The 16,692-nt window shown below is 41.7% G+C and carries 7 protein-coding genes; all 7 read right to left on the reverse strand.

Translation table 11 applies throughout. The features are described from left to right. Positions 1–33: 33 nt before the first annotated feature. The 7 genes from MKY35_RS19645 to MKY35_RS19675 all read right to left on the reverse strand — a co-directional run bounded on the left by MKY35_RS19645 (position 34) and on the right by MKY35_RS19675 (position 16,659). Positions 34–4,665 carry a type I polyketide synthase gene (locus MKY35_RS19645; RefSeq protein WP_342444613.1) on the reverse strand — a complete coding sequence of 1,544 codons (4,632 nt, stop codon included), beginning with the start codon at positions 4,663–4,665 and terminating at the stop codon, positions 34–36. Beyond that, a complete protein-coding gene (locus MKY35_RS19650) occupies positions 4,641–7,616 on the reverse strand; it encodes a beta-ketoacyl synthase N-terminal-like domain-containing protein (RefSeq protein WP_342444614.1) in 2,976 nt (991 codons plus the stop codon). The genes MKY35_RS19645 and MKY35_RS19650 overlap by 25 nt, the downstream gene beginning before the upstream one ends. Before the next feature lie 25 nt (positions 7,617–7,641). After that, complete coding sequence (fabD, locus tag MKY35_RS19655; RefSeq protein WP_342444615.1) at positions 7,642–9,942, reverse strand: ACP S-malonyltransferase; 2,301 nt, start codon at positions 9,940–9,942, stop codon at positions 7,642–7,644. Continuing rightward, positions 9,936–10,916 (reverse strand): acyltransferase domain-containing protein, encoded by a 981-nt coding sequence (locus MKY35_RS19660; protein WP_342444616.1) that lies wholly within the window; start codon positions 10,914–10,916, stop codon positions 9,936–9,938. The genes fabD and MKY35_RS19660 overlap by 7 nt, the downstream gene beginning before the upstream one ends. A gap of 104 nt (positions 10,917–11,020) precedes the next feature. Further along, positions 11,021–12,067: a methyltransferase gene (locus tag MKY35_RS19665; RefSeq protein ID WP_029514834.1), complete on the reverse strand. Its 1,047-nt coding sequence runs from the start codon at positions 12,065–12,067 to the stop codon at positions 11,021–11,023. Next, positions 12,049–12,783 (reverse strand): aspartate/glutamate racemase family protein, encoded by a 735-nt coding sequence (locus MKY35_RS19670; RefSeq protein WP_342444617.1) that lies wholly within the window; start codon positions 12,781–12,783, stop codon positions 12,049–12,051. Before MKY35_RS19670 ends, MKY35_RS19665 begins: the two co-directional genes overlap by 19 nt. An 87-nt stretch (positions 12,784–12,870) precedes the next feature. Beyond that, positions 12,871–16,659, reverse strand: a complete 3,789-nt coding sequence (locus MKY35_RS19675; protein ID WP_342444618.1) for an amino acid adenylation domain-containing protein — start codon at positions 16,657–16,659, stop codon at positions 12,871–12,873. Positions 16,660–16,692: the final 33 nt, after the last annotated feature.

Consider the following 16,692-nt stretch of genomic DNA (forward strand, 5'->3'; position numbering starts at 1 on the left):
CCCTTTCTATAATTAATTCTTCCAAGAACATAATCAGAATCCGATCTGAATAGCAGGATATTCATTTGACACCGTTACCAGCCCCCTGATACGTATGCATACCTTCCCCTGCTCGTCACACATTTCTACATCCAGTGACGGTATACAATCCTCATTCCCCCTATTGGGAGCATATTGAAGCTTAGCCCACATATTGGATGTGCAGGAATGATAGATGTCAAGTTCTTTTATGGACACAGGATGATAGGATATGTCAGCATGGGAACGTTTATTTCCCATGTGAGTCTGCCATATCGCAGACAATTGGGTAATTGCATGAATCAAATTAGGATGAACCGCATATGACTGTATGGATTCAGACATATTGTGTGGTAATGACAGCCTTACTAGGATCATATCCGCACCTGCGTAAATATCCCCAATTTCCGGCAGGTGATCAACAGACAATAACAGCTGTTGATTGCAATCCATACGCGCGGCCTGTAAATCAACATAATTAAGGTCCATGCTATCTTTCAGACTGGCATAACCTTGACTATATATTTCCATTTCTTGCCCTTGCTTTCCGGCCTGATAAATCTCAAAGCTGATTTCATCGTGATCCTCGGCATAGAGTGCGATGGTTACTTGAATAGTTCCTGTTTGAATTAAAACGGGGCTTCCCCAAACAATATTTTCCAATCGAATATATTTATGCTCTTCCGCTTGGGTTCCGGTTGACCACTTTACTGCCGCTCTTGCCATTTCTACCAAGACCTCTGCAGGAACAATCTTATAGTCGGCCCCCTGTTCTTCCTTCACAAAAAATTCCTGCCCGGTAAAAGCTGTGCAAAACCGCTGCTCCGATAAGATAGAAGTATTTTCATGCAGTAATGGATGTAGACGGGATACACGCTCTTCTTTTGTGATTTCTTCTATTTTTGTGACTGGCACCCAATATCGTTGTTTTTCAAAAGGGTACGTAGGAAGCGATACTCGCTGCGGTCTGGTATGAGAATGCAACAATGTCCACTCAATATCCAGACCTTTCACCCATAACTGGGCAAGCTTTTCCAACTTCTTTTTGCTCAGGAGCAGGTTCATAAACGCAGCTCCCTCTTCTCCCTCTATCAAAACCTGCAAAGAGGAATTACTTAACTTTACATTTCCCGTGTGAACATTTTCTATATTGCTTTTCGCTTGAAGATACAGATCTAGTTTCCCCACCAACTCCCCGATACTTGACGCAACCACAGCTAGTCTTTCCTCCATAGCTTCTCTGCCGATCTGGAGCGTAAAAGCGATGTCACTCATATTGGCTTCAGGTTTTAATAAAAATGTACGAATTTCCTCAATATAGTGACAAAGTGTGTCTTTGTTCTTGGCTGAAAACAAGAAAATTTGTGGTTCATTTGGTTTACGACCATAGCTCTGTTTATATTCTTCTACAACCATATGGGCATTTACCCCACCAAAACCAAAGGAACTTACACCTGCACGTCGAGGAATATCATATCCTGTCTTTTCCCATTTTTTCGTGTTTTCTACAATGTAGAACGGACTATTTTCCAGTTTGATATATGGGTTTTGTTCCTTATAATGTAATGTTTTAAGTAGCTTTTTGTGCTTCAAGCAAAGTACAATTTTGATTAGACCTGCGATACCCGCTGCTGATTCCAAATGACCTATATTTGTTTTTACTGTACCTATCCCGCAATGGGTTTTATCCGTTGGTTGCCGTCCCCAAGCGGTATATAATTCATCAAAAGCTTTTTTCAGTCCGTTAATTTCAATTGGATCGCCCAAAGATGTTCCCGAACCATGTACTTCTATATAGCTCACAGTGGAAGGGTCCACTCTTGATTTCGTCCATGCATCTACGATTAAATCTGCCTGTGCATTTGGATTGGGTGCAGTAAGTGAATTGGCACGGCCTCCATGATTGACCGCTGTTCCTCTAATCACCGCATAAATATGATCACCATCCCGTCTGGCTTGTGAGAGGGGCTTTAGCATCACCGCTGCACTCCCTTCCCCCCGAACATATCCATTCGCTTTCTTGTCAAATGTCTTGCATCTTCCATCTTCAGACAACATTCCGGCTTTGGCCAAAGCAATATATAGATTGGGACTCGCCAATACGTTCACGCCACCAGCAATAGCAACTTCACATTCACCACTACGCAAGCTTTCCACAGCGCGGTGTATAGCAACCAAAGAGCTTGAACAAGCCGTATCAATGGGTTCGCTTGGGCCATGAAAATTCAGTAAATATGAAATACGATTGGTTAGAATGGAGTTAAACAGTCCTGTCGGTGTGTACGCCTGCATTTCTATCTTGTGCTCTTTTAACAAATCGTCATAATCAGAGCTTCCAGCACCAACAAAAATCCCCGTTCTGCTGCCGGACAATACAGAAGCTTTGTAACCTGCATCTTCAATTACTTTCCAAACGGTCTCTAAAAATATTCTCTGACGCGGGTCCATTAATTCTGCTTCGCGGGGGGAAATACCAAAGAAAAAGGCATCAAAAGCATCTATGTCTTTCATAAAACCGCCCCATCTAATATTCGTTTTCCCCATTTCCTTGGTCGGATCGCCATCATATTCCTCCCAATTCCATCGATCTGGCGGAATTTCGGTAATCAGATCTTTTTCTGCCTCCAGATTCAACCAAAATTCGTTAAGATTATCTGACTGAGGCATCTTGCAAGCAACACCAATAATAGCAATCGGTTCATTTGCGTTCTCAAAGGCTTGAGCAGGAATATTCGATGGAATATCCGCTGGTTCTACTACTGCTTCTTTCGCGGATTCATCCGAGTGGAATGAAGAAGTTGAAGAATTGACAGTATATAAAGAAGCCACTCGTTCTGTATAGTTATCTTTTAAATAAGAAACAAAAGAGCCCATATTCACAAATTCATAGAATACAGGCGGAGTCAACTCCAAGTGAAATTTTTGATTGACCCGATTAATAAAATCAGTGGTAGAAATGGAATCAAATCCGTATTCGCTGTAGTCTGTTTCCATTTCGATCATATCTTTATCAACGAATAGAATGTCCGAAGTAATCATTCGGATATCCTCGCACAAGCCACGGTAAATCATCTGTTCATCCGATTCAGAAAGTTGCCCCTTCGCCGAGAATTTCTCCTTAATACTAGAAGTGGAGTTAAACAATTTTATTTTTTTCGACGGATTCTCCTTTAAAACAATCATCTGATCTCCCGACATATGTAACGCATCTTCAAATGCTCTTATCCCTTCTTCAGTGGAGATGGGGAGAATTCCCATGGTATTCTCCATGAAAGCAAGGGTAGGGGCGTCTACTGTCATTCCACCTTCTTTCCAGAGTGGCCAATTTATCAATAAAGACTTTCCACTGCGTCCCTCCATCTGCAATATGCTTGTACGGTGATGAGCATAATAATCCATAAAGGCGTTTGCATATGCATAATCACACTGGCCTGCATTCCCTATGACCGACATAATGGAAGAGAACATTAGGAAAAAGTCCAGCTCTTCATGACGGGTCGCCTCATCCAGCCACACTGTTCCATACAGCTTAGCAGCCAGTACTTCCTCTATTTGATCAATAGACTTCCTCAAAATATACGCATCCCGCAGCACGCCTGCCGCGTGTATCACCCCATGAATATGACCAAATCTCTCTTTCGCCTTGGCAATCATTGCAATGCATTGTTCACGCAACGAAATATCTGCCTGCACATACAGAACACTTGCCCCACACCGTTCCCATTGCTTGATCTTTTGCTCATGTTCGGATGTGAGAGGCGAACGTCCTGCGATAACCAGACGAGCTTTGTACTTACTGGCCAAATATCCAGCGAAAATGGAGCCTAATCCTCCCAATCCTCCGGTAATCATGTAAGTACCTTTCTCCCTCAATGAAATGCTAGATGTACCTAATTCATTGATTAGTGACATATAACGTACAAACCGCTTTTGCTGCTGATAACGAATTTCAACCTCTTCATCATCCACAGAAAATTCACTTAACAATTGATCAAGAGATGCTTCAGCCGACTCACTAAGTTCTACAGTAGCATATATCAATGCAGGATTTTCTTTTCGAAGTGTTCTAGCAAATCCTGATACTGCCGCGTTCTGCGGCTGACCACTTCCTTGATAAACGTAAAGCAACTTACATCTCTTTGGCAAAGTCCCCCTCATTAATGCTTTACTGAGGTAGAACAAAGAATAGATTCCACGCTCAAGTTCGGTTTGCAATTCTTCTTTTTCCGATACAAACCGTTGGTCCGACCAAGCGTAAATAAGGGCTTCGGCGGTCTGCTGGTTTTGTTTTATGGTGCTGAACAACATCTCATAGTGCTTCGGATTCAAAGGGTCTATTTCATAGATATCACCTTGCACAGAGCGATAGGCATCCCCTGGCTGTACAAGTACAGCCTTGATGCCGCGTTTTTTCAAGCTATTCCAAAGGCCGGTATCTGTACCGAAAACGATGACCTGTTCGGGAACTCCTCCGTCGGAATTGGGAAGACATTCTCTCCACAATGGCTGATAGTATGTGGTTGCTCGTTCCGTCGATTTCAAGCTATCTCTGATTTTACGAATCTGCTCAAATCCTTTGTCTGAAGTCATCTTCCCTTCTTTGATCAAATGTAAAATCTCATCTATTGTGAATTGATCGTCTGACACCACGCATCCCCCATCTCCCTTTTGATGTCATCAATTTCCAGTTCACCTTTTTCAAGACTTTGCAGCAGTTGCTTAAGCTTCAAGTCCTCCAATTCGGAAGCATTGTTTACCAATACCTGCTCTTTTCGTCCATTGATCCGAAACGTATTCCGATCAAATGGGTACACTGGCAAGCCAATTTTATGATATGGCTTGTCTTGAAATAATCGGTACCAACGAATAGGTGCACCTTTCAACCACAGCTGAAAAACACCTTGGTAAAACTGCGTAACTGTATCGATTGTTGCTCCAAAATGTATGCCAGGGTCAGCGACCGTATGGTAGCTGTCTATATATACAACCTCCACATCCGCTTGTTGTGACAAATCATGATCTACATTTTCTATCCTGCTGATCCATTCGGGATTCATAGCTACTTTCATTTCATTCTGATAGTATTTTTTCATTAATGGATATTTACGTTCAGGATGAATTTTCATCAAATTATTGTTTATAATTTCAACTGCTCGTTCTACTGTATTGGTTTGTATCATTATTTGCACAAGCGTTTCCTTGGGCAAAATCCCCTCATCTAGTAAGTCCATTATCTCTTCCAATAGTGGTCCAATTATGAATTGTTGCTCTTCCAAATCCCACTTTCTATACAACTTTCTAAGGGAACTTGCAAACACAATCAAGAGTAAATCAGGGTTTACATCCCCAGTCTTTAAAAGCTGCTCATCACACAATATACCGACAATACTGCAGCTTGTCTCTTTTTGGATGACCGATTCCCAATCGTCAATGTACCCTTTAAAGGTGTACTGTACAGGGTATAGCAGCTTGGATTTTTGGATATATGTTTGAAGTCCATTATCATTTGGTGACTTGGATACTGAAGAACCTGACTGTTCTTTTACTCCGTGTTCTGTCAAACTGATTAGATCATGGATATATGCTTCATTACATTGTAATGGCACATAAATTTCACCTATAACTGGCTCCCGAATAGGAATAACAGGACAAGAAAACATTACGTCTTTTAGCTCGCATTTCCCCGTTTTTACAGCTAGTATATCCTCCAGTGTCAGAATGCCACTTATAGCCATCGCAACCCACCAGCCATCATTATGTCCAGTTACGACGGACGGAGTCAGCCCAAGAGATATAAATGAAAAGGCGTATGCATATCCTGTAATTAACTGGTATAGTGATTTTTCTAGCCCAATCCAGGACTCCTGAAAGAAACCACTGCTTATTTTCCTGCCTACATGCAAGCTTCTTAATGTCTTCATGGCGTCATCGATAACCTGCTTGAATAAACTACATTCTACATATAATGGCTCAATATCTGCATAACTTTCCCAAGAGAGATTACTAATGTTCAGTTCCCATGAGCATTTCGTCGCTTTCATTTGTGGCAAATAGTCAGCCAACAGTTTCTCTTTCAATTCTTCTTTATGGTGTACCAGTATGCCACAACGATACTGGAATGCCTCTCTGCCCATTAGCAATACACTGCTTATATCGCTTAAACTGTGAGCTTTAAAATCTTCAGTGGTAACGAATGTCCTCCATGCCTCTTGTAAATTTTCCAATGCCTGAGGAGTCTTTGCAGATAAAACAAAAAATTCACTTCTATTTGTATTGAATACCTCGTCCGTCTCGGCGCCCTGATACTCCTCAAGCAATACATGGCTATTAACACCACCAAAACCAAAAGAACTGACACTGGCACGCAATGGACCGCCTTCCTCAACGGATTCCCAAGATGATAAACCATTTGCAGGGATAAACGGAGAGTTAGCCCAATTCACGATCGGATTTAGAGTCTTAAGATGGAGGGTTTTGGGGATTTTTCTGTGCTTCATCATCATTAACACTTTGATTATACCTGCTAGCCCTGCAGCACTCTCCAAATGGCCGATATTGGTTTTGACAGATCCGATCTTGCAAAATTGCTTCTTATCTGTAAATTCTCGGAACGCCCGTGTCAAACCCTCCAGTTCTATCGGGTCTCCCAATGAAGTGCCTGTTCCATGAGCTTCCACATAATTGACCATTTCGGGACGCAAATCTGCATCTTGATATGCACCTTTGATGACATCTTGCTGTGCCTGTATACGTGGAGCTGTAATCGACTGACTTTTTCCGGAATGATTGACGTCCGAACCTTTGATAATGCCATAGATATGATTTTGGTCTTTAACCGCTTCATCCAAACGCTGTAGCAAAAGAACAGCTACCCCGTCCCCAGGTACATAACCATTAGCATGGAGATCAAAAGCCCTGCACATACCATCAGGGCTTAGCATACGAGATTTTGAAAAAGAGACATATTTCCATGGATGAAGATTTAGATTCACACAGGCAACCAACGCATAGTCGCATTTCCTAAGCCTTAGAGCTTGCTTCGCTTCATGTACTGCAACAAGTGAAGAAGCACAAGCAGCATTGATAGTTTGACTGGCTCCCTGAAAGTCAAACGTATAGGAAATGCGGTTGGATAATAGGCTTTCAAAGTTGCCTAAACATGCATAACTGTCCATTCCATGCTCTGTATCTATCATCTCTTGACGATAATCCGTTGTCATAACACCTGCATAGACGGCAGTTTGTTTATGTTGAAGTGTGGCTAAAGAGATACCCGAATCTTCAATACAATGCCAAGTTTCCTCTAGCATTAATCTTTGCTGAGGATCCATATGAATAGCTTCACGAGGAGATATCTTGAAAAATTGATGATCAAAGTCATAAACATGGTTCAATATACCGCACCACTTACTTATGCTTTGGCCAGACTTGTCCATATCCATTGCATAATAAGTCTTCACATCCCAGCGATCAGGAGGAAGTTCCCGAACAGAGTCTACACCTTCTTCGAGGTTATTCCAAAATTGGTTATAATCATAAGCATCTGGAAAACGGCATGACATACCTACCACCGCGATATCTGCCTTTTTGGATCTCATCCGCCTCACTCTTCCCGATTGAACTTTACTCATAAACTGCTCCATGAAACGCAATAAATCTACGATTCAGTATTTGGGCTGTTTCTGTCATGATCTTGATGCCAATGTCATCTACATGACGATGCTGCCAGCGTTCCCATTTTGTACCTTTAACCCACTGATTAAATGAGCCCAGTGCTGGACCGCATTGGATCTGATAATCGAGTCGATTGTCTGCTTCCCCACTGCAAGCTAAATACGACGAATAAGCAAAATACCACTTGAAAATTAAAGCCATTTTACGCTTGGGGTTTAGTTCCGCTTTTTCAATCTCCTGTTGTGGATAATGTCGTCTAACTTCCTCGTATACTTCATCAAAACTTCGCTTGAAATATTTTTCCTGAATTTGCTTCTGATCCTTATCACTAATCTCTTCCAATGAATTATATTGACGATATAGATCATAGAGCTTGTTAGCCCGTGCTGGAAAGAACACACCTTTTTTTAGAACTTGTACTTTGGCCCCTAATTCAAACATATCTCCTGCCGGAGCATAGGTCGTGTCCTGAATATTGATTTGTTCAAGCATATCTTTGGCATTATTGCTAGTACCTGCCTCCACAGTACATTGATTAATAGAACCGGTAACTATAAAATCGGCACCCAACATAAATGCAGCTGCTGCGGCTTCAGGAGTACCAATACCACCTGCTGCGCCGACCCTCACCTTTTTCTTGTATTCATACTTCTTCATCATATCGTCACGTAACCTCGTGATAGCAGGCATTAATACGTAGGCTACTCCGCCATCTGTATGTCCTCCCGAATCAGCTTCCAGACATAGATCATCCGCCATTGCAACCTGAGCCAGCCTTTTCGCTTGTTCTTGCGTAATTTGACCAGCCTGGATCATTTTCTCCACTAATAAAACAGGGGCCGGACTCAGAAAGTTTTCCGCAACCTCCGGTCTCGATACCTTAGCGAGAACGCGGTTGCGAATCTCTACCGTTCCGTCCGGTTTATCGTATAAACCATTAGCACGATAGCGGATTAGTGACTCTGTTATATTAATAAATGCTGAAACTTCTATTTTACGTATTTCATATTTGAGATAAAGTTCCGTAAGATCTCTTTCTCTATCAAGCTTGCCGGGTGTATGTAAAAAATTCATTCCGTAAGCTTGTCCTTCATCCAACTCCTGCTGAATATATTGAATATCAGATTCAATCTGAGGAATAGACAACCCTCCAGTTCCCAAAAAGCCCATCATACCTGCTTTGCCCATCTTAACTACCATCTCTTTGGATGAAATCCCTTTGAACATAGCTCCGGTCAGATAGGCATATCTGATGCCATAATCCTTTCTAAACTCCTCAGAGCCGAGAAACTCTGGTGTAATCCCAGACACTAGCGGATTAGTAGGTGTCCTAGTGTCATTGGTTAGCTGAATTTGTTCAGACTCTTTATAATTCCATTCTTCCCGAGATAACGTAATGGGAGCAGCTCCCTGTTTGATTTTTTGCGTCAAACTTGTCAAAACATGACCTGGGCCAATTTCTCTGATTTCCACATGATCCAACCCCAAGAGAATCTGCACGGTCTCACACCATTTTACGGAACTTGTCATTTGTCGAACCAGATTTGATTTTAATTCTGACTTAGTGTAGGGTCTGGCACTAAAATTCGATATAACTGGTATTTTTAAATTAGAAAATGCAAACCCATCTAAATAAGCAGCAAATTTATTCCCTGCTTCCTCCATATATCTGGAATGAAAGGCTCCGCTCACAGTAAGTGGGATATAAGTAATGGTAGAAGTCGCCTCAAAAATCAACTTTGCCCGCCCCATATCTTCTTCTAATCCAGAAATCACTACTTGTTGTGGAGAATTCAGATTAGCTATATCTATGCCGTCCAGTCTATTCTGTGTTAAAGTTTGTTGGATATTGTTCATATCCATTCCTATAATGGCTGCCATTTTGCCACCAGCGGCGAGACTCATTAATTCTCCTCTTTTTTTCACCAACTTCAAACCTGTGGCAAAATCGAAGGCACCTCCAGCAAATAATGCATTATACTCCCCCAGACTGTGCCCTGCTACAATTTCGGGAGAAACACCACTTACTTGCAACGTTTTTAGATACATAAGTGCATTAACTGTGTATAAAGCAGGCTGTGTAAATTGCGTTTGTTGCAACTGATTGTACGCATCCACTAAACACAATTCCTCTATGGAATAACCAAGAATGGCATTAGCCTGCCGTGTAAGCTCAGGAAATTCCTCAAATAATCCTTCACCCATTCCTTTACGCTGCGAGCCCTGTCCAGGGAAAACAAATGCTAACATACGCCATTCTCCTTTGAATCAGCATAACGCCGTATAATGTCATCCAATTGATTACAGTCTTTATGAAAGGGTGTCATTATAGACAAAGCTGTTTGTTTTTGATTATATATAGGCAGATTTTTCACAATATTTACCAAGGTACCCGAAGGCCCCATATCAATATAGATGCCTTCCTTTTGTTCGTGTGTTATAGAACTTACTGCCTCAGCGAATCGGATCGGTTTACGGGCAACCTTCCAAAAGTAATCTGGCTCCAGTCGTCCAATAATTTTACCGTATACGCTTGATCCATAAGGAATCACAGGTTTATGTAGGATCTGCTCCTGCACATAGCTCAGGTATGGCTTCTCCGCGGGATCAATACAGGACGAGTGAAACCCATGCGAAACCGCGAGCCGTAAGCAGACAACTTCCTTGCTCTTAAGCAATTGCTCTACACGATCAATATTTCGGGCACTACCTGATACAATAAAATGTGATTGATGATTTACAGCTGCAAGTTCACAAAGCTCACGCAACAACGGATCAGACGAATATATATTCAAATTGTGCAGAATGGCTAGCATTCCTCCTTCAGCACAGGTAGATTCAAGCAGCTCTGCTTGTCGAACGACCGCTTGAAGAGCCGTTTCCATGCTCCATACTCCTGCGGTTACCGTTGCTGCGTATTCTCCCAAGCTTGTTCCAATGACAGCATTCGGCTCAATTCCATGACTCAGAAATATCTTGGTGAGTGAGCATTCGACCATAAAAATCGCAATATGAGTGTATAACGTACGGTCAAAACGTTCTCCCACCCTACGGCCCGGGTCATAAATGATATCCAGTACTGACTCCCCGATAAGTCCGTATACCTGGTCATTTAATGTGTCCATACACACTCGAAACACATCATTATGTTTGTACAGCTGAATTCCCATGTGATAATACTGCGATCCCTGACCCGGATACATAAATACAACTGACTGATTCATACACAACACCACCTCCACTTGCAATGCATATGAAAAAAGTTATGTTCACCTTTTGATGAACATAACTTTACAAAACGGACTTTAGATTATCATAAAAGCTATAATTATTGTTTTCGCTCACATTCAATAATGCAGAATTGATCTGAAGTGGGAATAACACGTGTAATTTGTAAACCGGATCGATGTATCAACACCTCGAATTCCGACTGAGTTCTAACGCCTCCACCCGGAGTGACGGCCAGAAACAGTAAATCCCGAATTACCTCTTCTTTTGTCGGATGCTTATCATCAACAAGCATCTCTATAATAATTAATTTAGAGTCATTTAACATCGCTGAACGTATATTACTGAGTGCGGACAGAACGTGCTCATCATCCCAATCGTTTAACGCTTTGCTGATAATATAGAGATTTCCACCAGCCGGAATCGTTTCAAACATATCTCCACCAATTAACTCACAACGTCCTGTCATATCTACAGAATCTATATATTCCTTTGCTCGCTCGATCGTTGATGGCAAATCATATAAAACCCCGCGACTATTTACATTTTCCTCTAGAATACCAGCCAATATTTGTCCTAGACCACCCGCAACATCCACAATGACATCAAACTCGTCAAATGAATATGAATTCAGTATTGTTGGTAAACTTACTTTTGAATATACTTCCATCGCACGGTTGACCACTTGCTGCTGCTCAATATTTATTTTCCCAGCTTCAAACCATGCGGAATTGTCGAATGCAGGCCTTCCGGTCCGGATGCTGTATCCCAAATTCATCATAGGTTCAATAATAAAATCCCCTAGCAAATAATTTGCAATGGGCTCAATCGATTGAGGGGTTTCCCCTGGTTGCAATGTAGCTCCATACGCAGTTACCTCGTAATTTCCAGATGCATCAACCTTAAGAAGATCCATGGCGACTAATGCTCTTAACAATCTTCGTAAAGAAACTGAGTCTAGCTCCAAATGAGTCGCTAACTCGTCGTTCGTTTTTTTCCCTTGCTGTAAACCTTTAAACACACCCAACTCTGTTGCAGTCTTAATCACAAACGAGAAAAAGTAACTACCAATATACCCCATAACACTAGCCTGTGGCGGTATAGATTGCGGCTTAACCTCAACTTTGTTCACATTTGTTGTTTCCATAGCGATAACTCCTCTCTAGTATTCGCACTTCCAAACATAAAGTCAATTCCACTGTCTGCATGCAATGCAGTAGTATCAAAAACAGGAACGCTGACATCCTTTTGATTAATAAGCAACGGAATCTCTGTGCAGCCCAGTATGACTCCCTGAGCACCTTCAGAGATTAATTTAAGGATAATGCGTTGGAACTTTCTCTTAGCTTCCATGGTAAACAGGCCCAGCACCAATTCGCTGAAAATCACTTGATGTATATAATTGCGATCAGGCTGATCTGGAAGGATAACATCAATCCCTCTTTCTTCCAACTTGCGTTTATAAAATGTTTCTTTCATTGTAAAGTTGGTTCCGATAAGTCCAACCCGCTTAACGCCTGTTTCGGAAACTTTATTTGTAACTGCATCTGTTATATGAAGAAGAGGTATACGAATATGACGTTGTACTTCTTCCGCTACTTGATGAACCGAATTGCAACATATCAGCAGACAATCAGCCCCGGCTCTCTCAACTACGATTGCAGCATTGACTAATATTTCCGTAACATCCTGCATTCGATTAGCATTTACAAGAGACAAAACTTCCTCATTATTCAAGCTGTTTAGAATCAACTTGGCCGAATGAGTTTTTCCAAGCTGCTGATTAACACGCTCATTAATATACTTATAGTAAAATAACGTCGATTCATAGCTTAATCCACCGACTAACCCAATTGTTCTCATCTTCTGTTTCCTCCTTCAATGGTCTATCAGCTTCAACCACTGCACCTCCCTACCCTCGTGTCATATGTATATAAGAGTCGATAATTATCAGCTAAGGTAGCATTCGGTCTGTTGCTTCCCGATAGTTCCCCACTTAAATCCAAGACGGTCAAGTATGAGTTCTGTTCGGTCACATACACGTAAATAATTCAACCATTCAGTATTGCGGAGTAAAAAAAGATTGAGAATGACATTTATGACTTCTTTGCGAGTAGAAGGGTCATTAAACTTTTGAGTTATGATACGTATAAATAATTCATAGTCGACCAGTTCTATTTTTTCATTGATAGATTGTAGTTCTCTCCCCAACTGTCCCCAACTGATTCGATGAGGATTAAATACATGATGGTTTTGATTATGCAGAGCAGGCCGGTCGAATAGAGTAACAATAGCTTTGGCAGCTTGATCCACACCTGTCATATCCAATATTGGTTCATGCAAATCTGGAAACAGACCGATGTTATTCATTGCATTTACAAAAGAATAAAATGCGTTACTCTCCTTGTTAACCATAAACTTTCCTGTTTGAGTGTTATTATTAAGAGAATTTAAGCGATAAATTGTACAACTCAGTCCCCTATCTCTAGCGGTCCTCAACAGTGCTTCAGCTTCCATTTTACTTCTCAGAAAGTGATTATTAATATCCGCTCGAATAGGCCCTACCTCTTCAATATACTCGTCAAACAACTGAATATTACTTCCCGTACCGATGCTCATATTGGACGTAAAGTGGATGTCCTTGATATTCTTGAAAGCAGCAAAATGAAGTATGTGTCGAGTACCATCGATGTTCACTTTTTCAAATTCCGCTGCTGTGCCGTAATGTCTTGTCAGTGATGCCGTATGAATGATACAATCCACGTCCTCAGCCAATTTCTCATATTCTGTAGATTCCAATCCCAGATTCGATAGTGTTACATCACCGCAAACTACAGATACTCTTGCCCATCCTACTTCATGATGTCCTTCTAAAAAATAGTATTGAAATCTTTCTTGGAGATAGTCCTCTGATATTATTCGAGACTCTCCTCTTACTAGAAGGGTAATTCGGGCATTCGATCTGTTGAGAAGCTCCTGTAGAAGATGTGTACCCAAAAAACCTGTACCACCTGTCAATAGAATATGCTTGTAGGACTTTTGCAGCGTGAGATCTCGATCCCGCCAAGCCTCCACTTTTGCTAGGTATGTCCGTAGTGCCTCCTCTCTTGATCCGAGTGACGCAACCATATCCACATCCGTATGAACAGCTGAAGGCTTCATCACCTCAAGCAAATGATGAAAATACCCTGCATGTTCAACCACGTGAAGAGACAGTTGAGCGATAGTCGGATAATCAAATAAGTCGTTAATGGAGATAGTGTATCTGTCACTCAGCAGTGCAACCATTTTGACCCCGGACAAGGAAGTTCCTCCAATTTTAAAAAAATTATCATCAATTCCTATCCGTTCAACTTCAAGCAATTGCTGCCATACTTCAACTAAAGCTCTCTGGATATTATTCATGGGTGCCCGGTAAAGTGTAGCTCCAGACAACTTCAGTTGATCCATGCTTGCCAAAGCAGATTTATCAATTTTTCCATTTACCGTCAGAGGTAGAGCAGACACCTGAGCATAGCGCACCGGAACCATATATTCAGGTACCTTCAGCTTCAAAAAGTCGTATAGGACGTTGAAGCTCAATTTATGATCGCTAATCAAATAAGCGACCAGTTCCCCAACACCATTGGGTCCTGGATTGACAAGCACAACCGCCTCACGAATATCTGGGTGAGAGATTAAAGCGGTTTCAACATCACTGGTTTCAATGCGGTATCCTCTTATTTTGACCTGACTATCAATCCGTCCCAGATACTGAATCTCCCCAGTGGGCAACCAACGTGCCAGATCGCCTGTCTTGTACATTCTTTGTCCCTCATACAACAAGTCTTCAATGAATTTCTCCTCGGTCAACCTTGGATTGTTCACATAGCCCCGCGCCACCCCGGTTCCGGCTATTACCAATTCGCCAATTGCACCGATCAGTTGCAACCGATTCTTTTCATCTACAATGTAGCATCTATAATGATCCAATGGGCGACCAATCGTGACTTGGGAAGCCTGATTCAATACAGCTGATGTCGCCAAACACGTCGCTTCCGTTGGTCCATAGACATTCACAATATAAGCTTTGGTCATTTGTTGAATCTCACGTAAAAAACCTATCTTCAATTCTTGACCGCCAATAAGAAACATTTTGATACGTTGCAGTGCTTTCGCAGACTCCTTGTGAAGCATCATCAGTTGCAGTCGTGAAGGTGTAATCATCATGACATCGATATGATGTTCTTCTACCAAACGCCCCAACTCAGCAGAATCTATATGTTCTCGTTCATTGGCAATAACGACTTGAATTCCCTTGAAAAGACCATACAAGGCCTCGGATATAAATAAATCAAAGGCTATACTGGCAGCATTAAGAATAACTTGAGGGGAAACAGGAGCGATTACTTCATCGATAGCATGTAGGAATCGGACGACAGAATTATGCTCAATTTCAACTCCCTTGGGTTTCCCGGTTGATCCAGATGTAAAAATGATATAGGCCAGCGATCCACCTGAGCTGATCATTAATAAGGGCTCTACTGCCATGACACTAAGATCATCTGTATCTACGCAGAAAACTCTTTCCAGCAATTCACATTTTGGCTTAATTCCCCGTAAAGCTTGCTTGTTAGCAGCTGTTGTTAGTGCAATGCGTACATTCCCTTCCCGAAGAATATCTGTCACACGTTCCAATGGAACAGCCGGGTCAATAGGAACAAACACGCCACTTGCCTTCCAAATCGCTAACATGGCTATATATACATAAGGTGATCTATTCATGTATACGGCAACTGCTTCTTCTGGGAGCAGTTGATGGTTTTTTACGAGATCAAAAGCCAAACGATCAGCCTGATCGTTGAGCTTTTGATACGTCCATTCTTGATGTTCAAAAATTAAAGCGGTTTTCTCAGGCTGTGCTCGAACCTGCTCATTGAATAATTGTTGAAATGTGCAAGCAGTACCGGATTGCAATTCTTGCGGCTTGTTAAATTGATACAGTAACTGATGACGATTGCTCTCAGAAAGAAGTTTAATATCTTCCAGAATTGTTTGCGTATCTTTCAATATGCAGGCATAGTACAGAAACAATGCATCTGTTAGATGCTCTATCGTAGCGGCAGAAAACAATTGGGGAGAGTACTTAATTGTCAAAGATAATACTCCCTCAATCATATCAAAGTCAAAAATGATCTCCGAATGAATTTCATCTATGCTTTCCCTTGACTGAATGGGGTTAAATAACACAAGTGTTTTTATCTGCGGTCTGGTGTCATCCGAGTATACAATTCCAGCTCGCTGCGCTATAGCGTGGAACGATACATCCTGATGCCGGAATGCTTCTGTCATAGTTTCCTTCATTCCGTTGATCCAATCGCGGATCGTCATATCTGGGATAAGTTTGCTACGAAGCAAAACCCATGAGCTACCTGCCCGTTCACTTTCTTTCATTTTTAAAGCAGGTGTCCCCACAACTATATCCCGCAGGCCAGTATAGCGGGATAACAGATATTTTACGCCAGATACCAAAATCATAAAAACACCCAAATGAGAGTGACGGGTCATCTCAAATAATCCAGTCTGTACTTCGCCAGAAAATAGACGAGTATTCAAAACTTTATTCGTCTTCAACTCTTGTCCAGTATAGTCATGAGGGAAGCCAGTCATGTCCAATCTTTTATCCAAAGTACGACTCCAAAATTCCAAGCCAACTCGATCTGCAGGTTGGTTTATTCCTTCTTTAGATATAGTCTCCATTGTTTACCCTCCTACTTGCCGATCCCAGATCAG

The organism is Paenibacillus sp. FSL L8-0638, assembly GCF_038593075.1.
Taxonomy (GTDB): Bacteria; Bacillota; Bacilli; order Paenibacillales; family Paenibacillaceae; genus Paenibacillus; species Paenibacillus polymyxa_D.

Excerpts from the sequence above, each read along its gene's own strand:
- MKY35_RS19670 (WP_342444617.1), bottom strand. The coding sequence starts at position 12,783 with ATGAGAACAATTGGGTTAGTCGGTGGATTAAGCTATGAATCGACGTTA.
- MKY35_RS19660 (WP_342444616.1), bottom strand. The coding sequence starts at position 10,916 with ATGAATCAGTCAGTTGTATTTATGTATCCGGGTCAGGGATCGCAGTAT.
- MKY35_RS19665 (WP_029514834.1), bottom strand. The coding sequence starts at position 12,067 with ATGGAAACAACAAATGTGAACAAAGTTGAGGTTAAGCCGCAATCTATA.
- MKY35_RS19675 (WP_342444618.1), bottom strand. The coding sequence starts at position 16,659 with ATGGAGACTATATCTAAAGAAGGAATAAACCAACCTGCAGATCGAGTT.
- fabD (WP_342444615.1), bottom strand. The coding sequence starts at position 9,942 with ATGTTAGCATTTGTTTTCCCTGGACAGGGCTCGCAGCGTAAAGGAATG.
- MKY35_RS19650 (WP_342444614.1), bottom strand. The coding sequence starts at position 7,616 with ATGAGATCCAAAAAGGCAGATATCGCGGTGGTAGGTATGTCATGCCGT.